Source organism: Streptomyces sp. STR69, from assembly GCF_024519455.1.
Taxonomy (GTDB): Bacteria; Actinomycetota; Actinomycetes; order Streptomycetales; family Streptomycetaceae; genus Streptomyces.
This window is the reverse complement of sequence record NZ_JALJRY010000044.1, coordinates 53991-76428: the sequence shown is the minus strand read 5'-3', so window position 1 is coordinate 76428 and position 22438 is coordinate 53991. Positions and strand designations below refer to the sequence as shown.

Annotated in this window: 20 protein-coding genes and 1 pseudogene; 11 read left to right on the top strand and 10 right to left on the bottom strand. The window is 69.2% G+C overall.

What is annotated here, in order from left to right:
- Together OC490_RS45840 and OC490_RS45835 are read left to right on the top strand one after the other, a co-directional pair.
- A pseudogene (locus OC490_RS45840) lies at nucleotides 1-242 on the top strand (helix-turn-helix domain-containing protein); the annotation flags it as partial.
- A gap of 31 nt (nucleotides 243-273) precedes the next feature.
- A complete protein-coding gene (locus OC490_RS45835; RefSeq protein WP_262064005.1) occupies nucleotides 274-831 on the top strand; it encodes a Uma2 family endonuclease in 558 nt (185 codons plus the stop codon).
- A gap of 22 nt (nucleotides 832-853) precedes the next feature.
- Here OC490_RS45835 and OC490_RS45830 read toward each other — a convergent pair whose 3' ends face one another.
- Entirely contained in the window at nucleotides 854-1207 is a 354-nt protein-coding gene (locus OC490_RS45830; protein WP_262064004.1) for a hypothetical protein, read from the bottom strand.
- A 285-nt stretch (nucleotides 1208-1492) separates the two neighbouring features.
- On the opposite strand from OC490_RS45830, the gene OC490_RS45825 reads away from it, so the two are divergent.
- Nucleotides 1493-2869, top strand: coding sequence for a S41 family peptidase (locus OC490_RS45825; RefSeq protein WP_262064003.1), 1377 nt, complete (start codon nucleotides 1493-1495; stop codon nucleotides 2867-2869).
- A gap of 34 nt (nucleotides 2870-2903) precedes the next feature.
- Here OC490_RS45825 and OC490_RS45820 read toward each other — a convergent pair whose 3' ends face one another.
- The 4 genes from OC490_RS45820 to OC490_RS49695 form a co-directional block, all read right to left on the bottom strand.
- The gene (locus OC490_RS45820; RefSeq protein ID WP_262064002.1) at nucleotides 2904-3419 is read right to left on the bottom strand and encodes a hypothetical protein; all 516 of its coding nucleotides are present in this window, start codon (nucleotides 3417-3419) and stop codon (nucleotides 2904-2906) included.
- 175 nt (nucleotides 3420-3594) lie between these two features.
- Nucleotides 3595-5874 (bottom strand): DUF6571 family protein, encoded by a 2280-nt coding sequence (locus OC490_RS45815; RefSeq protein WP_262064001.1) that lies wholly within the window; start codon nucleotides 5872-5874, stop codon nucleotides 3595-3597.
- Between the two features lie 15 nt (nucleotides 5875-5889).
- Entirely contained in the window at nucleotides 5890-6360 is a 471-nt protein-coding gene (locus tag OC490_RS45810; RefSeq protein ID WP_262064000.1) for a hypothetical protein, read from the bottom strand.
- Nucleotides 6361-6444: 84 nt separating this feature from the next.
- Nucleotides 6445-7071 (bottom strand): hypothetical protein, encoded by a 627-nt coding sequence (locus OC490_RS49695; protein WP_410099265.1) that lies wholly within the window; start codon nucleotides 7069-7071, stop codon nucleotides 6445-6447.
- A gap of 148 nt (nucleotides 7072-7219) precedes the next feature.
- On the opposite strand from OC490_RS49695, the gene OC490_RS49690 reads away from it, so the two are divergent.
- Together OC490_RS49690 and OC490_RS45800 are read left to right on the top strand one after the other, a co-directional pair.
- Nucleotides 7220-7300 carry a tryptorubin family RiPP precursor gene (locus tag OC490_RS49690; RefSeq protein WP_362982842.1) on the top strand — a complete coding sequence of 27 codons (81 nt, stop codon included), beginning with the start codon at nucleotides 7220-7222 and terminating at the stop codon, nucleotides 7298-7300.
- A 129-nt stretch (nucleotides 7301-7429) separates the two neighbouring features.
- On the top strand, nucleotides 7430-8476 hold the full coding sequence (locus OC490_RS45800) for a cytochrome P450 (protein WP_262063999.1): 1047 nt from the start codon (nucleotides 7430-7432) through the stop codon (nucleotides 8474-8476).
- Nucleotides 8477-8590: 114 nt separating this feature from the next.
- On the opposite strand, the gene tuf is transcribed toward OC490_RS45800, so the two are convergent.
- The 5 genes from tuf to OC490_RS45775 form a co-directional block, all read right to left on the bottom strand.
- On the bottom strand, nucleotides 8591-9784 hold the full coding sequence (tuf, locus tag OC490_RS45795) for an elongation factor Tu (RefSeq protein WP_262063998.1): 1194 nt from the start codon (nucleotides 9782-9784) through the stop codon (nucleotides 8591-8593).
- 143 nt (nucleotides 9785-9927) lie between these two features.
- Complete coding sequence (gene fusA / locus OC490_RS45790) at nucleotides 9928-12057, bottom strand: elongation factor G (protein ID WP_262063997.1); 2130 nt, start codon at nucleotides 12055-12057, stop codon at nucleotides 9928-9930.
- A 39-nt stretch (nucleotides 12058-12096) separates the two neighbouring features.
- Entirely contained in the window at nucleotides 12097-12567 is a 471-nt protein-coding gene (rpsG, locus tag OC490_RS45785; protein WP_005481264.1) for a 30S ribosomal protein S7, read from the bottom strand.
- 3 nt (nucleotides 12568-12570) lie between these two features.
- Nucleotides 12571-12942: a 30S ribosomal protein S12 gene (gene rpsL, locus OC490_RS45780; protein ID WP_003948652.1), complete on the bottom strand. Its 372-nt coding sequence runs from the start codon at nucleotides 12940-12942 to the stop codon at nucleotides 12571-12573.
- Between the two features lie 309 nt (nucleotides 12943-13251).
- Complete coding sequence (locus OC490_RS45775) at nucleotides 13252-13797, bottom strand: DUF1707 and DUF4190 domain-containing protein (RefSeq protein ID WP_262063996.1); 546 nt, start codon at nucleotides 13795-13797, stop codon at nucleotides 13252-13254.
- Nucleotides 13798-14028: 231 nt separating this feature from the next.
- On the opposite strand from OC490_RS45775, the gene OC490_RS45770 reads away from it, so the two are divergent.
- From OC490_RS45770 to OC490_RS45745, 6 genes are all read left to right on the top strand, one after another.
- A complete protein-coding gene (locus tag OC490_RS45770) occupies nucleotides 14029-14784 on the top strand; it encodes a Crp/Fnr family transcriptional regulator (protein WP_262063995.1) in 756 nt (251 codons plus the stop codon).
- Between the two features lie 127 nt (nucleotides 14785-14911).
- A complete protein-coding gene (locus OC490_RS45765; RefSeq protein ID WP_262063994.1) occupies nucleotides 14912-15874 on the top strand; it encodes a hypothetical protein in 963 nt (320 codons plus the stop codon).
- On the top strand, nucleotides 15871-18138 hold the full coding sequence (locus OC490_RS45760; RefSeq protein ID WP_262063993.1) for a hypothetical protein: 2268 nt from the start codon (nucleotides 15871-15873) through the stop codon (nucleotides 18136-18138). Before OC490_RS45765 ends, OC490_RS45760 begins: the two co-directional genes overlap by 4 nt.
- Nucleotides 18139-18192: 54 nt before the next feature.
- Nucleotides 18193-20502: a hypothetical protein gene (locus OC490_RS45755; RefSeq protein ID WP_262063992.1), complete on the top strand. Its 2310-nt coding sequence runs from the start codon at nucleotides 18193-18195 to the stop codon at nucleotides 20500-20502.
- Complete coding sequence (locus OC490_RS45750; RefSeq protein WP_262063991.1) at nucleotides 20499-21053, top strand: Pycsar system effector family protein; 555 nt, start codon at nucleotides 20499-20501, stop codon at nucleotides 21051-21053. Before OC490_RS45755 ends, OC490_RS45750 begins: the two co-directional genes overlap by 4 nt.
- A 45-nt stretch (nucleotides 21054-21098) precedes the next feature.
- Complete coding sequence (locus OC490_RS45745) at nucleotides 21099-22406, top strand: M48 family metalloprotease (RefSeq protein WP_262063990.1); 1308 nt, start codon at nucleotides 21099-21101, stop codon at nucleotides 22404-22406.
- Nucleotides 22407-22438: the final 32 nt, after the last annotated feature.

Sequence of the window (22438 nt, the reverse complement as noted above, 5' to 3'; positions counted from 1 at the left end):
CCCCCACAGCCGTACGCCACGCACTCACCACAGACCTCCCACCCGAAGGACTACGCCGCCCCGCCGCCCTCCTGGCCCACCGCCTGAACGCCCAACTCCCGCCCCCACCACCGTTCCGCACCCCGAGCCCACCACCAGCCGCACGACACCCCCTCCAGAACTGCGACAACTGCGACCGCGCATTCCGCTCGCCCACCCCAGGCCGCTGCCACGACTGCCGAACCGATCTCCCGGAGGCCGCCCAGCATGAAGGGGACGAACCAGTACCGAGCCATGAGGGACTTCCTGCAGTCCATGGACGACACCCTTCCCGGCAGATTTGAGATCACCAAGGAAGGGATCGTCCACGACATGACGGCGGGCATCGGTCCGCACGAGCTGACCACGCTGCGCCTTCGCAAGCGCCTGGAGAAGGTCATGCCGGACGAGTTGGTCGCTCACACGGGTGCACCGGAGGTGGAACTCGAAGGCGAGGGCATCATGCGCCGTCCCGATGTGATGGTGATCGCGTGGGCGGACATGGACGTGCCGGGTTCGTTCGACCCGCGCACGTTGATCGCCGCCATAGAGGTCGTCTCCCACTCCAACCCGGACAACGACTGGGTCGGCAAGATGCGTGACTATCCCCTGATCGGGATCCCCACCTACGCCGTCTTCGACCCCCGAACCGGCACGGGCGCCGTCCTCACCGACATCCACGCCACCCCCGACGGCCCCCGCTACGCCACCCGCAAGGACTTCGTCTACGGCGAGGACGTCACGATCGGTGAGTGGACGATCTCGACGGATGGCTTGCCGCGCTATGCGACGCCTGACAGCCCAGAGTCTTGAGGGGGGACAGGAAACCCCCTGGCTAGATCCGCGCCACGAGGGCCATGACGGCCATCCAGCCGACACAGCCCCCGCATGCGACCAACAGCGGCAGCCACCTCTGGGCGCGCCGGGCCCGGACGACCAACCACACCGCGACCGCAACCACCGCGAGCCCCATGACGGCCGCGATCACCTGAAGACCGCCGGGCGCCTCCCCCTGCCCTGTCGCGGTCCGGCGGAGGACCGCCAGCAGGCCTACGGCGAGCAGGGTCACGAAGATGCAGGTGAGGCCGGTGAACAGGCTCCGACCTCGGTCGTCGACCGCGGCCCGCGCATCCGTACCGTCGCCGAGATGGACTCCATCGTCGGGGTTCGCCCCGTTCCCGCGGTTCATCACGGCGTGCACCCTACTGGGATTGACAGCTCCTCTCCCTCGACGAACGCGTGAACCAGGAGGCGGCGGCACGGGCGTATCTGGCAGAACAGGCGGCGGAGATCGACGAGGAGCACGCAGGTCAAGGAGCTTCCTGATGCGCACTCCGACGCCCGGGGTCTCGGGGGCTTCCCTCACACCGATGCTCGGGTGTGCCGGATGGCCCGGGAGGTGGCCGGTCGGTCAGGGTTGGTGAGACACGCAGGTCATGCAGGTCGGACCGCCGCACCACGGGGAGAACAGAACGTGCGTACCGCCACCGCCACCCTCATCGCCTTGACCCTCGCGGCAGGCATCGCCGTGCCGGCCGCGTCCGCCGCCGGCGCCGATCACACCACCGACGGCCTCTGGCGCATGGACGGCTACGGCACAGTCCTCGATCTCCGCCACGGGACGTACCAGGAGTACCAGACCACGTCCGTGAGCTGCCTCAAGGGCGACACCGCACGGCGGACGGGCCCGGGGACGTACACGGCGGACGGCGACGTCCTGACCGTACGGCTGGGTCGGGACCGCGACCACGCCGCACTCGGCGCGGCCAGCGCGGTGGGGCACCGCAAGCTGGTTCGCATCGCCGCCCTGCCGACCGCCTGCAGCCGCCCGACCCCGAAGGGCCCGCTGACCTCGTTCGACGTCTTCTGGCAGTCCTACGAGGAGAACTACCCGTTCTTCGCGGCCAAGGGCATCGACTGGCACGCGGTACGGGACGAGTACCGCCCGCAGGTGCACAAGGACACGACCAGGGCAGAACTGTTCGACATCTTCAGCAGGATGGTGCGTCCGCTCTACGACGCCCATGTCGCGGTCCAGGACGGCGACCGCGTGTTCGCCGAGGGCCGCCCCGGCACCGAGGTGCCCGACGAGGAACTGGACGCGAAGGTCAAGAAGTTCATCGAGACGCGGGATCTGGCGAAGGCCCCGTACCGCCGGGACTTCGCCAACGGCCGTATCACCTACGCGGACCTGCCAGGCGGACGTCTCGGCTATCTCCGTATCTCCGGCTTCGACGGCTACCTACCGGACGAGGAGGCGTCGTACGGGGCCCAACTGGCCGAGTTGGACAGGGCGTTGAACACCGCCCTCACTCCGCAGCGGTCACGTCACCTGCACGGCCTGATCATCGACCTGCGCATCAACGGCGGCGGCTCCGACGCCCTCGGCATCCACATCGCGGAACGCCTGACCGACACCCCCTACATCGCCTACGCCAAGCGCGCCCGCAACGACCCGACGGACCCGAGCCGTCACACCCGCCCCGAACCGATCCCGGTACTCCCGGCCCACGCCCCGCGCTACACCGGCCCGGTGGCCGTCCTGACCAGCGGCTCGACGGTGAGCGCGGGCGAGACCTTCACCCAGGCCCTGATCGACCGCCCCGGCCGCACGATCCGCATCGGCCAGCCCACACAAGGCGTCTTCTCCGACGTCATGGAACGCGAACTCCCCAACGGCATGACCGCCTGGCTCCCGAACGAGGAGTACCTGACCGACTCGGGCCGGACCTTCGACGGGACGGGGATTCCGCCACAGGTGACCGTTCCGGTCTTCACGAAGGAGGAGTTCGCGGCGGAGCGGGATTCGGGGTTCGATCGGGCGGTGGACGCCCTGAGGACTGGGCACTGAGTTCAATGAGCGCCCGTGAGCGAGTCCTAGGCCGTCACGCCTTTTGCGGGGCGCTGAATTGCGCTGGCAGACCGGCGTCCTTCTCGCAGCCGAGCTGCTCGATCAAGGCACGGGACGCAGCATGCAGGACGGTGAGGTTCTCCTCGCGCGTCCTCTCGGTGTCGGGGAGGGAGGTGCTCATGTTGAGGAGCTCGCCGCGAAGCAGCACCTCGGCCTTCCCGCTCTCCTGGAACTGGCTGCTCGAACACTTCAGATAGAGCACGGCGTTGCTCGCCTTGGCCAGCGCCGTCACGCCCAGCTCGTACTGGGTGAAGGACGACGCGGGGTCCTTGGGCGTCTTGCTCTCAAGTGAGAAGGCGACAGAGGTAGCCCTGGCCTCGGCAGACGGCACGAAGGCTCGGCAGAGTTCGTGATCGCTGGAGGTCTGGCCGGTCTCGAAGTCCCCAACAAGGTCTTTCGCGGTGTCCTTGGCTCCCTGATCGGACCCCAGCGTCTCGTAGTCCTCGACTCCGACCAGATCCTGCAGGGAGCGCCGCGCGGTGTCGGACAACGCAACTCCGCACAGGCTCTCTGAAGCCTTCGTCCCACCAGTGCCCTCGGCCGCCGGTTTCCCGCTGTCGCACGCCGCGAGCGTGACCCCCGCCAGACATACGGTGAGTACCGTCCGTACGAACCTGTGCATAAACATCCCTGCCTGCGCCGTTCGGTCTTCCGTCTCGGGAACGTCAGTCTTCCGTCTGAGGAAGAAATCCCTGCTGGTTCTCGCGGTCCGTTCCCTGTCCATAGCCATTGATCCACGCGTCTTTCAGGTCCTGCCCGAAGTCCCCGCCCCTGTCGACGCCATGTCTCGCGATGAAGTGCTGCATGGGTGCTGCGGAGGTCTTCTCACCGGCACGGAAGATCTCGGCGCTCTGCTTCTGGATGTCGTCGCCGCTGTGCTTCTGGTCGGACTCAGTCCAGTCTCCGATGACGTTGCCGATCTGCTGTTCCAGGGCGCCCTGCCCCGTATCCATCAGGATCGGGACGGCAGTCGCGACCACGCCGACCGCTGCCACCTCCGGCAGGAAGGCGACCCCCGCGGCGACCGTGGCACCGGTACCGAACTCCACCCAGCCGTTCCGCTTCTCCAGGGCGTCGTTGTACTCCTTGTCCTTCGCCACCCCCTCCGCCTGCACCTGGTCGGCCCTCGACTGGTCCAACATGCCCTGGATCTGAGAACCGGTACGGACGGCCTCACGTGCATGCCCATGATTGATGGAACCGTCGTCGGCGACCTGCGCCTCAAGCACGCTCGTCGTGTACACCTTCCCGGCGGCCGACACATCCGCATAGGCGTCGGGGTGCTGCCCAATCGTGCTCAGGAAACTACGGGTGTCGGCAAGCCCGAACTTGGCATGGCCACATGCGTCACCCGTCGGAACGAACAGGCTGTCCGAACGGTTCTCGTCGAGCCCCCAGTTCAGGTCGTCGATATAGCCCGCTCCCATCCGGCCGAGGCTGTCGGAGAGGATCTCCTGCTGCTTGACGAGCTTGGGATCGTTGCCGTAGGTGTGCACGACCTGTTTCATGATCTTGGCCGAGTCCTCGTCGCGTACCAGCGTCGGCGTCGGATCGTCGTAGGCGTGCCCGAGCGTCGCGGACTCCAGCGCGTGCCCCAGGGCGTCCACCCCGTAGGCCTTCGCGGGCACCCCCCAGCCATCCATCGGCCACTGGAAGTTCTTGTCCGTCAGCTCGTCGAAATACGTGTAGCCGAGCTTCGCGCCTTTGTGTTCGCCGCCGTCGGCGTTGTACACCTTCGGACTGTCGTCGGCGAAGAACGCCTTCGAGGCTTCCGGGCTGTGCCCCAGCGCTTCGAGGACGCTGGTCAGTGGGTCGTACCCCGTTCCGACCTTTCCCGAAGGGTTGTAGCCGAAATCGGCGTCGAACCCGCCCGTCAGGGGCCTGTTCAGGGCGAACAGGTTGGGGTTCTGGTGGTGCAGTTGGACGATGTGCCCGGCGATGGGGTTGATGAAGGCCGCGTCGTAGTTCCCGTACCGCAGCAGACCGCCGAGAACCTGGTATCCGTACGGCTGGTTGAGCCTGGCGTTCTCGAGTTGCAGGCGCTGGCCGCCGAGTTTGCGCAGTTGGTCGCCCCAGCTCGCGGGCACGTGGTACTTGTGGTCCGGGTCGGTGGCGTTGGCCAGCGCCAGGCCCATGGACTGCTGGAGGTCCTTGGTCAGGGCGAGGCGGACCTTGTTGTCGCCGGCCGTTCCGTCGAGCGCCATGGAGCCGTAGAACTCCAGCGTCTTCTCCGGGCCGAGGGTCTTGTAGAAGTCGGTGGCGAACTCCCCGCCCTTTTCCGTGCCGTTGTACTTCATCAACCGGTCGAATTCCTTCAACTCGGCGTTGCTCATGTGCTCGCCCTTCTTGGCGAGCTCGACCGCACGTGCGGCCTGTGCTTCGTTGAGCGAGCCGTAGTCCGCGTGGCCCGCGTCGTGCAGGTCGTTGCCGTGGGACCGGACGAGCGCTGCCTTCACCGACTGGTCCACGTCGTCGGCGCGCCCGACCTTCGCAGAGATCTGGTCGGCGATGGACTGCCAGGGCTGCCCCGCCTTGTCACCGGCCTTCGCCGTCGGCGCCTGGCTCCGCACGACGCATTCGTGGACGGTGACCGTAGTGTCCCCGTTGTCGGTGATCGTGTAGTTCTTCGCCCGCGCTTCCTCGACCAAGGCCTTCAACCCCCGCTGCAGCGCGAGGAGTTCGCCGTGCGCATCGTCGAGGACCTGGTAGATGCTGTTGGCCTCGGTATGCAGATCTGTGAACTCCTTGGCCGTCCTGTCGACGAACCCCCGGGTCACATCGGCGTTCACACCGGCCCAGCGAGCGGAGTCCGACTTGGCCTTCAGCCCCGAACGAGCGTCCTCGTCCAGCGTCTTGAGGGCGTCGACCGCCCGCTTCCAGTCGTCGACGGCCGCACCGAGTTTCCCAAGATCGACGTCGAGCAGGTCCGTGTACTTGAGTGGCACCGCGGTTCGTCTCTCTCAGTGGAAGTAGCGGCTGAGGCTGGACACAGACATCGCAGAACCGTCCCGGCCGCGGATCTCGGCGGAGATCTGCGTGTCGTCCTGAGCGTGCAGCTTCTTGCTGTAGTCCAGGTGGTTCGAAATGTGCGCGACGGCCTGAAGCACCGACTTGACCTGCGAGGTCCAGACCGAGACCGTGGTCACGAGGGCGGAACCCATCGCAAAGCCGCTGCCCTTCAACTCCTCGCCGGCCTGCGTCGTCGAGCCGGATCCACTCCTGCCCGATCCCGCACCGGCGATGTCCACGCGCTGCCGCAACTGGTCATGAAGGATGTACGCCTCATGCCCTACGGCACCGAGGTCGTCCTGGTGCACCACCAGGTCACCGCCGACACCGCCCCCGCCCGCGGCGAGTTGGTCGAGCCGCATGCGCGCGGAACCTCTCCGGGCCGCGTCAGCCTTGAGCTGCTCCCACTCTTCCCAGGCCATTCCCCCGTACCTTTCTTACTCGATCGTCACCTGATCAACCAGGACGATGGCTTGATCACGCTGAACCCCGCCACTGCCCGCTGATCAGCTCACACAGGCCCGCGCGTTCGTCGGCGCACGGCGAGCACCACCACGGATCCAACGACCGGAACTGTCCGGAGGACACCGGACGACACGGGGGCCGGACGATCCAGGTCTTGGCCCACCGATCCCGCGCGCCCCGCCACGAGCGTGTCGGGCCCGATGTACTCCTCGATCGCCTTCGCCGCAGCCCGTTTCTCCCCCGGCGAGGACGCCAGCTTCCCGGTGCCGAAACGCCCAACTCGCTCGGCACACCCGACACACTCGGCACGCCCACTGCGGTCCCTCCGCTACACCCGCCGGCTCTCCAACGGCCCCGGGTAGAGCGCCCCCCGTGTGGATCACGAGCTCCTGCCGCACCACCGTCGGGTCCACCGTCCAGAACCTCAACCGGTGGACCCCCGCCTTCGTCACGGAGTGTTTCGTCGCCGTCGCCGTCGCCGTCGCGTTGACGTTGTCGGAGGTGTTGCGGGCCCACACCACGTTCAACAGCCCGTCATCCGCACCGGCGTTGATGTCGACGGTCTCGACCTGCCCGGCGACGAGGGAGACGCCGTAGCACAGACCAGCACAGGCCTCCGGAAAACAACGCAGGGTGAACAGGAGACGGATCCGTTGCCGGCTCGGCACCTCGCTCGGCTGCCGACCGTCAGCTCACCGGCTGTCAACTCGCCCTATCTGGCCAGGAGTTGACAACGATGCGGATTAGTCATGGCAGCGGCAGGGAAGGGTTCCGCCGTTCCGGTGATTCGTTCGTGTATCGAAAGGAGGTGCTGTGATGAAGCTTCTCTTCGCCGTCCGCAACAAGGTCGCCGCTCGCAAGAGCCTGAAGGCGAGCGCCTGGTACCTCTGGTACTGAGCCCGACCCGCCCGTCCTGGCCGGACATCCCTCCGACATCGTTGTCCCGCGTCCTGGCGGCCCCGCCAGGCGTGGGACAACGATGTCTTCCCACCGACAGCCTGACAGCCCGACAGCCCCGGAGCGCCCATGTCCCTGTCGTCCGTGCCCAGAGAGCGCGCCACCGAGTTCGCTCCGCGTCTGGCCGCCCTGCTGCGGGAGTATTCCGGTCAGGACGTGTTCCGGCTGGAGCCGGACACCGTCGGGGTGGCCGGCCCCGAGGTCGCCGACCGGATTCTGGCCGCGCGTCGCGCCACGGAGACCGAGCGGCCCACGTTCAAACCGCTGCACGGACGCTCCATCTCCAAGACCGAGGCTTCGGCGGTCACCCGGACCGTCGGCCATGACGTCCGTGCGGCGCTCGCCGGGCCGCTGCCCGAAGGGGTGGACCTGTCGGGTTCCTGGCCGTTGACCGGACACCTCTTCCTGCGCGACCTGATCCTCGGCGGCGATCCGTACCGGCTGCGGATGCTGATGAGCCGCAACCTCGAACTCACCCCGAAACTCACCTGGTCCGTCATCGCCGTCGGAGCCGCCCTGCCTGGCTGGCCCCGCCCCGCGCCCCACCTCACGGGCCTGGCCGCCCGCGCGGCCGAGGCGGTCGGTTACCAGAACCGCCGCTATGCGATGGGGATCTACCGGCGCGCCGCCGCCCCCGTGTGCTTCACGGTCTCCACGCTGGTGGCGAACGCGCTCTGGCTCGGCCATCCCTTCGAGGACGGCATGCCGAACCGGCACATCATCCACGAGTCCCTGCGACTGCTCCCGCCCTCCTGGAACATCCTGCGCAACGCGTCTCCCGAGTATCCGGCCATCGACGGCCGGATAGGCGAGGGCGACGACGTTCTGGTGCTGCCCCTTCTCTTCCACCGGGATCCCGCCCTCTGGGACGCCCCGGAACGCTTCCGCCCGGAACGCTGGAACGACCTCGACCCGGACGCCACCCCCGGCTATCTGCCCTTCGGCCACTCCTCCGAGCGCTGCTGGGGGCGGCACATGGTGATGCCGCTGGCCGAGTTGCTGCTCGACCTCGTCCGTAAGTCCGGCCTGGAGGTGGACCGGGACCAGCGCGTCGGCAAGGTGCCGCTGCTCGGCCTGCTCGGCGTCGAGGACGTACGGCTGACGAAGCGTGCCTGACACCGCCACCCCAGCAACAACACCTCAGGAACAACGCCCCAGGAACAACGAAGAGGCCCGTACGACCGAAGTCGTACGGGCCTCTCCAGAAACTGCTACCAGATCAGATCGAGACTACTTGTTGATCTTGATGACCTGGCCGGCGCCCACCGTGCGGCCACCCTCACGGATGGCGAACTTCAGGCCCTCTTCCATGGCGACGGGCTGGATGAGCGAAACGGTCATCTCAGTGTTGTCGCCCGGCATGACCATCTCGGTGCCCTCGGGGAGGGTCACGACGCCGGTCACGTCCGTGGTGCGGAAGTAGAACTGGGGACGGTAGTTGTTGAAGAACGGCGTGTGACGGCCACCCTCGTCCTTGGACAGGATGTACGCCTGGGCCTCGAACTCCGTGTGCGGGGTGACCGAGCCGGGCTTGATGATGACCTGGCCGCGCTCGACGTCCTCGCGCTTGATGCCACGGAGGAGGAGACCGACGTTCTCACCGGCCTGGCCCTCGTCGAGCAGCTTGCGGAACATCTCGATGCCGGTGACCGTGGTGGTGGTCTTCTCCTGCTTGATGCCGATGATGTCAACGGTCTCGTTGACCTTCAGGACACCACGCTCGATACGGCCGGTGACGACCGTACCGCGACCGGTGATCGTGAAGACGTCCTCGACGGGCATGAGGAACGGCTTGTCGGTGTCACGCGGCGGGGTCGGGATCGCCTCGTCGACGGCGGCCATCAGGTCGAGGACCGTCTGGCCCCACTCCTTGTCGCCCTCGAGCGCCTTGAGCGCCGAGACCTTGACGACCGGAAGGTCGTCGCCCGGGAACTCGTACTCGGAGAGGAGCTCACGGACCTCGAGCTCGACGAGCTCCAGGATCTCCTCGTCGTCCACCATGTCGGCCTTGTTCAGGGCGACGACGATGTACGGAACGCCGACCTGGCGGGCCAGGAGCACGTGCTCCTTGGTCTGCGGCATCGGGCCGTCGGTGGCCGCGACCACGAGGATGGCGCCGTCCATCTGCGCCGCACCCGTGATCATGTTCTTGATGTAGTCCGCGTGACCGGGGCAGTCGACGTGGGCGTAGTGACGCGTCTCGGTCTGGTACTCGACGTGCGCGATCGAGATCGTGATACCGCGCTGGCGCTCCTCAGGAGCCTTGTCGATCTGGTCGAAGGCCGAGGCCTCGTTCAGGTCCGGGTACGCGTCGTGCAGCACCTTGGTAATGGCGGCCGTGAGGGTCGTCTTACCGTGGTCGATGTGACCGATGGTGCCGATGTTGACGTGCGGCTTAGTCCGCTCGAACTTTGCCTTCGCCACTGGGGTCCTCCTGCGGAGTGGTTCTGGTACGCCTTACTCATCGGCGCCAGGTGATCTTTGCTGGGATGCCGCCCGCCGGGGTCTGCCCTCCCGGGTGAGCCCCGGCGGTCGGTGTCAAGCCTAAAGCGTGCAAACGGTGTGTGTTACTCGCCCTTGGCCTTCGCGATGATCTCCTCGGCGACGTTCCGGGGAACCTCGGCGTAGGAGTCGAACTGCATCGAGTAGCTTGCGCGACCCGAGGTCTTGCTGCGGAGGTCGCCGACGTAGCCGAACATCTCCGAGAGGGGCACGAGGCCCTTCACGACGCGGGCACCGGCACGCTCCTCCATGGCCTGGATCTGACCACGGCGGGAGTTGATGTCGCCGATGACCTCGCCCATGTAGTCCTCGGGCGTGGTGACCTCGACGGCCATCATCGGCTCAAGGAGCACGGGAGACGCCTTGCGGGCGGCCTCCTTGAACGCCTGCGAACCGGCGATCTTGAACGCGAGCTCGGAGGAGTCGACCTCGTGGTAGGCACCGTCGAGAAGCGTGACGCGGACGCCCGTCATCTCGTACCCGGCGAGGATGCCGAACTGCATGGCCTCCTGCGCACCGGCGTCCACCGACGGGATGTACTCCCGCGGGATACGGCCACCGGTGACCTTGTTCACGAACTCGTACGCCGGGCCGTCGGACTCGGTGATCGGCTCGATCGCGATCTGCACCTTGGCGAACTGACCGGTACCACCGGTCTGCTTCTTGTGGGTGTAGTCCACGCGCTCGACGGCCTTACGGATCGTCTCACGGTACGCGACCTGCGGCTTGCCGACGTTGGCCTCGACCCGGAACTCGCGCTTCATACGGTCGACCAGCACCTCGAGGTGCAGCTCGCCCATACCACCGAGGATGGTCTGGCCCGTCTCCTCGTCCGAGTGGACGTGGAAGGAGGGGTCCTCCTCCGCGAGACGCTGGATGGCGACACCCAGCTTCTCCTGGTCGCCCTTGGACTTGGGCTCGATGGCGACCTGGATGACCGGCGCCGGGAAGTCCATGGACTCCAGGATCACCGGGCTCTTGTCGTCGCACAGCGTCTCACCGGTGGTGGTCTGCTTCAGGCCCATCACGGCGACGATGTCGCCGGCGCCCACCGCCTCGATCTCCTCACGCTTGTTCGCGTGCATGCGGTAGATCTTGCCGATGCGCTCCTTCTTGCCCTTGACGGAGTTCAGCACCGCGGTGCCAGTCTCCAGGCGGCCCGAGTAGACCCGGACGAAGGTGAGCTTGCCCAGGTGCGGGTCGCTCATGATCTTGAACGCGAGCGCGGACAGCGGCTCGTCCACGGACGGCTTGCGCTTGACGACGACCTCGGGGTCCTTGACGTCGTGGCCTTCGATGGCCTCGACGTCGAGGGGGGTCGGCAGGTAGCGCACGACCGCGTCGAGCAGGGGCTGGACGCCCTTGTTCTTGAACGCGGTGCCACAGAACACCGGGGTGACCGTGACGCCGCTGGACTTGCCGGACGCGATGGTGACGCGACGGATCGCGGCGTACAGCTGCTCCTCGGTGGGCTCCTGGCCCTCCAGGAACAGCTCCATGATCTCGTCGTCGTTCTCCGCGACGGCCTCGACGAGCTTGCCCCGGTACTCCTCGGCAGCCTCGGCGTGCGTGGCCGGGATGTCGACGACGTCGTACATCTCGCCCTTCGCCGCCTCGGCGGACCACACGAGCGCCTTCATGCGGACCAGGTCCACAACGCCCTTGAAGTCCATCTCGGCACCGATCGGAAGCTGCATGATCAGCGGTACCGCACCGAGGCGGTCCTTGATCATGTCGACGCAGCGGTGGAACTCCGCGCCGGTCCGGTCGAGCTTGTTGACGAAGCAGATGCGCGGCACGCCGTAACGGTCGGCCTGACGCCACACCGTCTCGGACTGCGGCTCGACACCGGCGACACCGTCGAACACCGTGACGGCACCGTCGAGGACGCGCAGCGAACGCTCCACCTCGACGGTGAAGTCGACGTGCCCCGGGGTGTCGATGATGTTGATCGTGTAGTCGTTGTCCTCAAGCGGCCAGTGACAGGTGGTGGCAGCAGAGGTGATCGTGATGCCACGCTCCTGCTCCTGCTCCATCCAGTCCATGGTGGCGGCGCCGTCGTGGACTTCACCGATCTTGTAGCTGACGCCGGTGTAGAAGAGGATCCGCTCAGTGGTGGTCGTCTTACCCGCGTCGATGTGAGCCATGATCCCGATGTTGCGGACCCTGGCCAGGTCAAGTGAAGTGGTAGCCATAAGGCTTCGGTCTTCTCTCGGTCTCGTCGTGGGTAGCGACTACCAGCGGTAGTGCGCGAAGGCCTTGTTGGACTCGGCCATCTTGTGGGTGTCCTCGCGCTTCTTGACGGCCGCACCGAGGCCGTTCGAAGCGTCCAGAAGCTCGTTGAGCAGACGCTCGGTCATGGTCTTCTCGCGACGGGCGCGGGAGTAACCGACCAGCCAGCGCAGCGCGAGCGTGTTGGCGCGACCGGGCTTGACCTCGATCGGAACCTGGTACGTCGCACCGCCGACTCGGCGGGACTTGACCTCAAGCGTGGGCTTGATGTTCTCCAGCGCGCGCTTCAGCGTGATGACCGGGTCGTTGCTGGTCTTCTCGCGCAGGCCCTCCATGGCGCCGTACACGATGCGCTCGGCGGTGGAGCGCTTGCCGTTCAGCAGCACCTTGTTGATCAGGGAGGTGACAAGAGGAGAACCGTAGACCGGGTCGATGATGACCGGGCGCTTCGGGGCGGGGCCCTTACGAGGCATTTTCTACTTCTCCTTCTTGGCGCCGTAGCGGCTGCGGGCCTGCTTGCGGTTCTTGACACCCTGGGTGTCAAGGGAGCCGCGGATGATCTTGTAGCGAACACCGGGCAGGTCCTTCACACGACCGCCACGCACGAGCACGATGGAGTGCTCCTGCAGGTTGTGTCCCTCACCCGGAATGTAAGCGGTGACCTCGATCCCGCTGGTCAGACGCACACGCGCGACCTTACGCAGGGCCGAGTTCGGCTTCTTCGGGGTGGTCGTGAACACACGCGTGCAGACGCCGCGACGCTGAGGGGAACCCTCGAGTGCGGGCGTCTTGTTCTTCTCGACCTTGTCCTGCCGGCCCTTCCGGACCAGCTGCTGGATCGTAGGCACTACTTCTCCGGTTTCTGTGTGCCGATGGTGAAGCTAACCTGGAACGTCGCCGACCCACGCGGTCGGGTGTGTCGAATCCCGCAGACTTTCGCCGGGCAGCAAAAGGGGCGCAGATTGCGGTGGCCAGTGTCGGCCCCCTTAGTGCGGTTCAAGGCACGCACGGGAGCCAGGGCACACCCCAGGCACAAGGTCTGAGCGTACCTACCTCATTCGCTGCGGTCAAAACAAATGGGTGGCACCCACGGCTCGGCACGGGACATGCCGAAGCCGCGCCCCCTCCGCGATCTTCGAATCTACGGTACGGAGACGTCAGGCGGAGCTCGCGCCGGCCACCACCAGCAGCAGGAGGAACAGGGTCCAGGCGCTGACGGCGAGCCAGCCGAAGACCAGCCCGGTCAGCGCCAGCCCGTCACCGACCTCGTCGGTCCGCCGTATCTCCGCGCGGGCGGTGTGGCCGAGGATCACCGCCGGGATGCCGGTCAGCCCCAGCGTCGGCACGATCAGCAGGCCGCAGACCAGGGCGCCGACCGCCTTGCCGTTGGTCGGCGGCAGCGGAGCCGGCAGGAAGGTCGGCGGCACGGGACGGAAACCCGGTGGCACCTGGACGACCGCCGTCTGCGGACCCTGGGGCAGATCGGCGACCAGCAGCATCAACTCGCCGACCGTACGGGCGCCGTAGGCCCGCGCGACCCGCTTCTCCAGCTCGTCCTCCCGCAGCCGCCCCTCGGCGAAGCCCGCCCGGAGCACGTCCACGGTGCGCTCGCGGTCGGCGGTCGCGGCCAGCATCGACGCCCCGCCGTGCCCCTGCCACGGCTGCTGCGGTCCCTGTCCCTGCCACGGTGTCGGGTACGACACGGAACACCTCCCCCGGCGCCGGAGACCGAATGCCCCCATGATGCTCCAACGCGCCGAAAACGGCACCGGTTCCCCACCCGGCACCTGCCCTGGCGGCATCGGCCCCGATGGCGCGAACCCGCATGTTGACGCACACGCTTCCGCCAGTGGCCGGTTTCCGCACTTTCACTCTCCGCGACTCCGTGCTTTCAGTACGTTGATCGACCCACTGTCGGAATTCGGGGGATGTAAATGACAACGGGGATACCGGCGTACACGCCGGACGACGGAGGTCTGGACGACCAGGTGCCGTTCCTGGCCCGGCTGGAACGCGAGGACCGGTCGGCGCTGCTGGCCCTGGGACGCGCGCTGGACTTCACCCCCCGGATGGTCCTGGTCCGCCAGCACGAACCCTCGGCGCACGTGCTCTTCCTCGTGCACGGCTGGACCAAGGTCACCGCCTCGGCCGCCAACGGCTACGAGGCCCTGCTCGCGCTGCGCGGCCCCGGCGACATCGTCGGCGAGTCGGCCGCGCTGACCGGACGCCCGCGGTCGGCGACCGTGACCGCGCTGGAACCGGTGCGGGCGGTGGCGGTGGAGCGCGGCCAGTTCAAGGACTTCCTCAACCGCTCCCCCGCCTCCTCCTTCGCCCTCCTCGGCCTCACCACGGACCGCACCCGCGCGGCCGACCGGCGCCGGCTGGAGTTCGCGTCGATGAGCGTGCGGGAGCGGTTCGCCGTGCTGCTCCTGGACCTGACCCGCACCCACGGCCGACGCACCCCCGACGGCATCGAACTGGCCGTACCCCTCAGCAAGCAGGAGCTGGCGGGGTCGGTCGGGGCGTCCCGCGAGATGGTGCAGCGCCTGCTGAAGGAGTTACGGGACAAGGGGGCGGTGGCCACCGGCCGCCGCACGATGCTGATCATGCGCCCGGACATCCTGCGCCGCATAGCCGCCGCGGGCCCGACCGCCGGGATCCCGTCGCCGCCGGGGCCGGTGGAGGACTAGAGCCTGTCCGAGCGGGCCGGGACTGTGAACACCTTCACAGTCCAAGTGCGTCATCCTCCCTCACCGCTGAGGCCCCGTCAGCATCACGCTGCTGCTCTGCACAAGCACGCCCCCGCGAAAGGCGACCATGAGCGACCCCGTGAGCCGCACGATCCTGCTGCTGGACATCGAGAGGTACAGCGACCGGGACGACGTGGAACAGGCCTATCTGCGCCGCATGCTCTACGACATCACCGACCGCACGCTGGAGAGCGCGGGCATCGACGAGACCCGGCGGCTGCGGGCCGACCGCGGCGACTCGGTGATGGAGCTGATCGACGCGAGCGCTCCCGTCACGGCGCTGCTGCGGGCCCTGCTCACGGAGGTGCCCGTCCGGCTCAGGGCGGTCAACCGCATGGCGTCCCGTTCCGCGCAGATCCGGCTGCGCGGTGTCGTCGCCACCGGATACGTCGCCGTCGACCAGCACGACGGCTGGGTCGGCTCCGACCTCAACCACGCCTGCCGGCTGCTGGACGCGGACGTCCTGCGCGCCGCCCTGCGCGAGCGCACCTCCGACTTCGCGCTGTGCGTCTCGGACGGCCTGTACGCGGGAGTCGTCCGCCACGACCACCCGGGCATCCCGGCCGACGACTTCCACCAGGTGACGGTGGCGAGCAAGAACGGCCCGCTGGGGGCATGGCTGCACGGACCGGTGCCCGAAGGGGCGGCCGGCGAGAACCACGGTGACGCGGGGAAGGGGGAGGCGCAGGGCGGATCGGGGGACCGCCCTGCGCCCGGGGCCCCGGCACCACAGGCCCCAGGCCAGGAAGCTGCCGCACCCGATGCCCCCGCATCGCAGGCCCCGGATCCGGACGCCCCCGCGCCGGACCCCCACGAGGAGCGGGTTCCGCCGCAGGGCGGGTCACCGGAGAACCACCCGGCGCCGGACGGACCACGGGGAGCCCCGGCGCCGGGTGTCGTCTTCCACTTCAACGGCGGTTCGCCGTCCTTCGGCGGCAGCCTGGTCGGCCACGACCAGCACGGCGTCAGCGGCGGCCAGGTCACCGGCGACGTCCACCTCGGCGGCCACGAGCGGGGAGACGGCGCATGAGCGACCAGGAGGAGCCGGAGAAGCCGGAGAAACCGAGAGCGGGGTCCGACGGCACGGCCGATGCCAAGGACCAGAAGAAGGACCCGAAAGGTGCCAAGAACGCCAAGGGCGCCAAGGGTTCCGGTGACGCCAAGCAGGGCGAGACGACCGCCGACGACACCGCGCAGGGCGGAGGTGGCGACGACGCCGAGGAACGCGACCAGCCGCAGACCGCCTGGGCGGCCCGGCGGGACCTGATCGACCACAGCCCGCGCAGCATGCACGTCGGCGACCGCTCCCGCTTCGGCGGCGGCCTCGTCGGCCACGACCAGCACGGCGTCAGCGGCGGCCGGGTCACCGGCGACGTCATCATGGGCAGCAAGACGGAGATCCACTACGCGATACCCGGCCTGTCCGCGCCCGCCTCCGCCTCCGGCGAGGTCCCGCGGATCGTCCTGGAGCGCCTGGCCGAGACCTTCGTCGCCGACGAGGAGTACATGGCCGGGCTGCTCGAACGGCTGCGCAGCGACCGGGTCCTGGTGCTGTCCGGCGCCCGCTTCACCGGCCGCCACACCGCCGCCCTGATGCTGCTGCACCGGCTGGGCGCCGACCCCGTCCGCACCCTGGTGCGCGACACCAGCCCGGCCTCCCTCGCCGACGGGTTCGGCGCCGAGGACCAGGCCCGCGGCTACCTCGTCAGCGACCTCGCCACCGGCCGCGACCGCCCGCTGTGCGAACCGCACCTCCTCGCCGCGAAGGACCGGCTCGTCGAGCGGGACGCCTATCTGGTGATCACCGTCGGCCCCAACGCCGTACTGGAGGACGTACCGAAGGTCGAGTGGCTGCCACCGAGCGCGGCCGAGGTCCTCGGAGCGCATCTGCGCACCCGCACCGACGACGAGACCGCGGCCAAGCTGCTGGACCTGCCGGACGTGGTCGAGTTCCTCACCCGCGACCACCAGCTGCGCGAAGTCGCCGCGTACGCCGCGCAGTTGGGCCGGTACGCGGCCGGCGAGATCGCCGCGGACGCCATCGCCAAGTTCTCGCTGATCTCCCTGGAGAACCAGGTCCGGGAGTGGTTCGAGGAGGACGAGAGCGCGATCCATCTGCGGGACAAGGCGTTCCTGGTCGCGCTCGCCGCCTTCGACGGCGGCCCGTACGCCCTCACCGCCGAACTGAGCGACCTCCTCTACCGGTTCCTCCAGGAGACCGAGAACCCCACCCGGGTCCCCGAGGTCCCCGTCTTCGGCACCCACATCGGCAAGCGCCTCCAGCTCGCCCGCGCCACCAGATACGAGGAGGACGAGCACACCGAGTGGGGCCCGGTCGCCCAGCACAAGGCCAGATTCCTGGACGAGCGGGCCTCCCTGGTGCTGCTGCGCGAGCTGTGGACCGGCCATCCGTCCGCCCGCCCGGCCCTCATCAACTGGCTGCGCCGGCTCGCCGACGACGGCCGTCCGCTGGTCCGCACCCGCGCCGCGTCCACCGTCGCGATCCTGGCCCGCACCGATCTGCCCTCCGCGATGGCCCTGGTCATCGAGGTGTGGGCCACCTCCAAGCTGTTCCGGCACCGGCTGGTCGCCGTCAACTCCCTGACCCTCGCCCACCTCATCGACACCCCCAACATCCCGCGCATCCTCGACGACTGGTGCGAGGGCGACGACGAGCGGCGGCGCTGGGTGGGCGTGCGGTCGTACGGCCTGATCGGCTCGGAACGCCCCGAACAGGCACTCGCCGCACTTCGCAAGGCGGTACGCCGGCTCTACGACAACGACCAGGACCTCGACCTGGAAATCGGGCGTGAACTCGCCGAAGCCGTAGGGCTGTTGCTGCTCTCCTCGGCCGAGGAACGGGTGCTCGGCGAACTGCGGCAGCACCTCGACGACGACCGCGCCGTCCGCGACCTCACCCTCGCCGGCTTCGTCAACGCCTGCGAGCGCACCGAGGGCGACGAGCGCTACGGCATGCCGCTGGTCCTCGACTGGTACGCCCGCGCGGTGGCCACGGGCAGCGCCTCGGCGTACGGCATCCCCTACCTCTGGCGGGCCGCGCTGGCCGATCTGCGCACCACCCGGCCCGCGCTCGACGTACTGCGCGCGTGGGTGCTGATCGCCGACCGCGCCACGGCCACCGAGTGGGCGCTCGCCGCGCTGCTCCCGGCCCTGGTGGCCACGCCCGAGGACCACCAACGGCTCAGCCACCTGCTGCGCACCATGTCCGGCGAGGACGGAAAACCGCCGCCCCAGGTCGCGGCCCGCCTGCTGACCACGCTTCCCATCCGCTGACCCACATCGGAACGACCCGCGCACGCCGGGTGGTACGTCCGAGGAGACACGCCCATGCCCACCTTCCGCCAGCCCGAGTGGCAGCAGCCCGCCGACCGGCACACCGAGATCGTCGATCCCGTCCTCACCGTGCGGCAGCTGTCGCGCTTCGAGTTCAACCTCAAGTCGTACGTCCGTATCGACCACGCCCTGGTCTTCGCCACCGGCAAGGGCGGCTACGTGGCGTATCTACCACCGCAGCGGCCGACCCGCGGGGACATCGCGGCGAACCGCTACACCGCCGTGTACGAGGTGGACATGGGCGTGCATCCGCACACCAGCGACCTCACACTGCCCAGCGACAACGACGCGTTCGAGTTCACGGCCGCGGTCGACCTGTCCTGGCAGGTCCTCGACCCGGTCCGGTTCGTGGCCAGCGGCCACCGGAACGTACCCGGGCTGCTGCTGGGCGAACTCCAGCAGGCGGCCCGGCCGGTGACCCGCCGGTTCGCCATCGCCGACAGCGCGTCCGCCGAGGTCGAACTGCTGGAGCGGATGAGCCTCCTCGGCCCGCTCGGCGCCCCCGCCGGACTCCAGGTCACCTGGACGCTACGGCTGAAGCGCGACGAGGCCAACATCGAGCACGAGCTGCGCAAGCAGGCCATCGAGCACTCCGCCGACGAGCAGATCCGGGCGGCACAGCGGGGCATGGACATCGACGTCGAGGTCGACCGCCGCTACCGCCAGAGCGACTCGCTCCAACTGGACCGGGCCATGCAGTACGGCACCCACCAGCAGGAACTCCTCCTCCAACAGCAGCGCTGGCAGCACGCGCAGGCGCTGCTGGCCGGTCAACAGCAGCTGGAACTGCAGCAGTTGGAGGCGCAGAAGATCGAGTTCTACCAGTTCCACCTCCAGCAGGGCGGCGTCCACCAGTGGGCACTCCACCTCGCCCAGCACCCGGAGGACTCCCACATGGTCATGAACAGCATGCGCGAGGACCAACTCCGCATGATCCAGGCCCAGATGGAACTGGTCCAACAACTCCTGAACGGCGACACAGCCGAGAACTGGGAACTGGAGGGCCCCAAACAACTGGCCCTGCGCACGGTCAACGACATCCTCACCCAACGCCTCCCGGGCGTCCCCCAGAACCCACCCCCACCGCTCCCTCCGGGGGTCGGCCCGGAATACCCCGGCACGACAATCCCCGGCGAGCCGATCGCTCCCCCGGCTCCGGGAAGCCACCCGACCGACGAACAGGTCCCGGGCGGGCAGCCGGCGGCGGGAATGGGGCCGTATGCGGGTGGCCAGGGCGGAGTGCCGGGGGCCTATACGGCAGGACAGGGCGCGGCACCTGGGGCGTACGCGGGCGGGCCGGGCCCGGTGCCGGGAGCGTATGCGGCGGGGCAGGGCGCGGCGCCTGGGGCTTATGCGGCGGGGCAGGGCGCGGCGCCCGGCGCTTATACGGCGGGGCATGGCCCGACGCCCGGGGCGTATGCGGGCGGGCAGGCCTCGATGCCGGGGGCGTACGTTCCCGGGCAGGCGGCGGAGACAGGGCCGTACGGAGCCGGGCGAGCCCCGGCGCCGGGACCGTACGCACCTGGACAGACGCCGGGAGCGGGGGCGTACGGCCCCGGGCAGTCCCCGACGCCAAGCCCGTACGGGCCGTACGCCCCCGGGCAGGGCACGGCATCCGAGGCGTACCCGGGCGGGGCCAGCCCGAGCGGGCCCTATCAGGGTGCGCCGACAGTTGTCCCCGGCGCCGCCGGACCGTTCCCCGGTGCTCCGGGCCGCGGGGATTCCGGCCCCTACCCGGCTCAGGCCGGACCTGCCGGACCTGCCGGGCCCACCGGATCCGCCGGACCGACCGGGCCCGTTGGATCGACCGGGGTCTCGCCGTATCCGCAGGGGCCGGTCGCGGGTATGCCGGCGGCCACGCCCTACGGCTCACCGCCCGCCGGGTACGCCCCGCAGGGCCCGTACTCCGGCGCCCCGGCACAGCCCCCGGCGTCTGCTCCGGCCGCGGTGCCGCAGCCCTCGGGACAGCACCCGGGCTCGACACCCGCCGCCCTGTCCAAGGCTCCGGCCGACCAGTCTCCGGCCCCGGCACCGGCACCGGCACCGGCACCGGCACCGGTCGGCACCGCCGGGGCCTCCGGATGGGACACCTCGGGCTCAACTCCCGCCGCCGCACCCGGGACACCCGCCTCGCAGCCCCCGGCCCCGGCACCCGCCGCCGCGTCCGAGGGATCCGGATGGCAGCCCCCGCCCGGTTACGGCCGGACACCGACCCTGCCCGCGCAGAACCTGCCGGAAGTGACCGCGGGCTCGGAGGAGGAGGGCATCGAGGAAGCCGACAAGCCGGAGGGCGGCGGCGCATGACCACGCTCGACCCCGCACCCGCCCCCACGCCCTCACCCGCTCCAGTTCCCCACCCCGACACCGACCTCGTCCCCCTCTGCGAGCGGCTGCTCGCAGAGCTGCGCAACGAGGTCGCCCGGGCCGATGGCAAGGCGTCCGTGCTGGTCGGGGCTCTGGGGATGACCGGGGGTGTGTTCAGTGGGCTGTTGGCGGGGCGGGGGTGGACCCCGGGCGAGCTGTCGGTCCTGGGCACCGTGCTGTGGTGGGTCGCGCTGGCCGCGCTGGGGCTCTCGCTGTTCGCGCTGCTGCTGGCCGTACTGCCCCGCTACCGCTCCGAGCAGTGGACGCCCGGCCGCCCCCTCTCCTACTTCGGTGACATCCAACAGGCCGTCCGGCAGGGCCAGTTGGAGACCGCGCTCGGCGACACCCGGCGTGACCCCACGACCGGGCTGACCACGGCCCTCGCCGAGCTGAGCCAGATCGTCGCCCGCAAACACCAGTGGATCCGTACCGGCCTGATCGCTTTCTGCACCGGCACGGTACTGCTGCCCGCCTCACTGCTGATCGGCTGACCGCCGCACCGGCACCCGTCCCCGCCTCAGAAGGAAGCAAGCACCATGACCCAACCACCACCGGGATACCCGGAGTACCCCGAATACCCGGAGTACCCCGAGCAGTCGGCGCAGGCACCCCAGCCCCAGGTACCCCCGCAGTACCCCACTCAGGCTGCCCAGTCACCCGTACCCCCGCAGTACCCCCAGCAGCAGCCGACCTCACCCGCCTATCCCCAGAACCCGTACGCCTACCCGCAGGCCCCGCAGGCCCCGCAGGCCTCCGCGCCGATACCCCCGCAGTACCCCCAGACCCCTCCCCAGGCGCCCCTGACTCCCCCGGCCCAGGCCGCGGCCTCGGCTCCCGCCCCGGCCGCCCATCCCGCGCCCGCGCCCGCGCCCGCCGACGACCCGGACCACCCGAACCACATCAACACCGACGCCCGCCGCGTCCACATCGCCAGCCAGCAGCGCCACACGGACGCCACCGCGGTCGGCAATCTGCTGCTCTATCTGCCGAACTTCCTGTGCAGCCTCGCCGTCGTCGGCCTGTTCTCCGCCTTCTTCGGCAAGCTCGCGTTCCTGGTGATCCTGCTCTGGCTGGCCAGCGGCGCACTCGTGTTCCACCGCCCCACGGAAAGCGCCCTCGCGCGCCGTCTGCTCCACCTGCGCTACCCCACTCCGCAAGAACGAGCCAAAATCGAACCGGTCTGGCGGGAGGTCACCGCCCGCGGCGGCGTCGAGGGACGTAACTACGAGCTGTGGGTCGAGGACAGCGACGGCCTCAACGCGGTCGCCGCGGCCGGCCACATCGTCGGTGTCACCCGCTTCGCCCTGAACGAGCTGCCCAACGGCGAGCTGGCCGCCGTCATGGCGCACGAACTCGGCCACCACGTCGGCGGCCACGCCTGGTCCGGGCTGCTCGGCTACTGGTACGCGCTGCCGGGCCGGATGGCCTGGCGGGTGCTGAAGGCGCTCTCCGTCGTCGCCTTCCATGTCTCGCGGGCCTTCGGCTGCTTCGGCGTCGCGTTCGTCGTGATGATCGTCGGCGGTCTCGCGTTCGCCACCATCAGCACTCTCTACGGGCTGCCCCTGCTGATCCTGGGGGTGCCGTACGCACTGGCCGCCGTCGGACGGCGTGCCGAACTCCGCGCCGACGAACACGCCGCCGCCCTCGGGTTCGCCCCGATGCTGGCGTCCGTGCTCGACAAGCTGCACCAGGGGGAGCAGCGCGAACAGGCCGTGCAGACCGCGAAGAACGGCGGTGTGCCGGTCGAGGAGAGCGCGCTGAGCAAGCTGCTCTCCTCGCACCCGGACTACCACACGCGGCTGCACCACCTGCAGCAGTACCTCCAGCCGCAGCGGCCGTACTGAGTACAGACACCAGGCACGGCTGAGGGCGGTCA

Bases quoted from the DNA above. Each gene is read 5' to 3' on its own strand.
- OC490_RS45835 (WP_262064005.1), top strand. From the start codon at position 274: ATGAGGGACTTCCTGCAGTCCATGGACGACACCCTTCCCGGCAGATTT.
- OC490_RS45830 (WP_262064004.1), bottom strand. From the start codon at position 1,207: ATGAACCGCGGGAACGGGGCGAACCCCGACGATGGAGTCCATCTCGGC.
- OC490_RS45810 (WP_262064000.1), bottom strand. From the start codon at position 6,360: ATGGCCTGGGAAGAGTGGGAGCAGCTCAAGGCTGACGCGGCCCGGAGA.
- OC490_RS49690 (WP_362982842.1), top strand. From the start codon at position 7,220: ATGAAGCTTCTCTTCGCCGTCCGCAACAAGGTCGCCGCTCGCAAGAGC.
- OC490_RS45800 (WP_262063999.1), top strand. From the start codon at position 7,430: ATGTCCCTGTCGTCCGTGCCCAGAGAGCGCGCCACCGAGTTCGCTCCG.
- fusA (WP_262063997.1), bottom strand. From the start codon at position 12,057: ATGGCTACCACTTCACTTGACCTGGCCAGGGTCCGCAACATCGGGATC.
- rpsG (WP_005481264.1), bottom strand. From the start codon at position 12,567: ATGCCTCGTAAGGGCCCCGCCCCGAAGCGCCCGGTCATCATCGACCCG.
- OC490_RS45770 (WP_262063995.1), top strand. From the start codon at position 14,029: ATGACAACGGGGATACCGGCGTACACGCCGGACGACGGAGGTCTGGAC.
- OC490_RS45765 (WP_262063994.1), top strand. From the start codon at position 14,912: ATGAGCGACCCCGTGAGCCGCACGATCCTGCTGCTGGACATCGAGAGG.
- OC490_RS45760 (WP_262063993.1), top strand. From the start codon at position 15,871: ATGAGCGACCAGGAGGAGCCGGAGAAGCCGGAGAAACCGAGAGCGGGG.
- OC490_RS45755 (WP_262063992.1), top strand. From the start codon at position 18,193: ATGCCCACCTTCCGCCAGCCCGAGTGGCAGCAGCCCGCCGACCGGCAC.
- OC490_RS45750 (WP_262063991.1), top strand. From the start codon at position 20,499: ATGACCACGCTCGACCCCGCACCCGCCCCCACGCCCTCACCCGCTCCA.
- OC490_RS45745 (WP_262063990.1), top strand. From the start codon at position 21,099: ATGACCCAACCACCACCGGGATACCCGGAGTACCCCGAATACCCGGAG.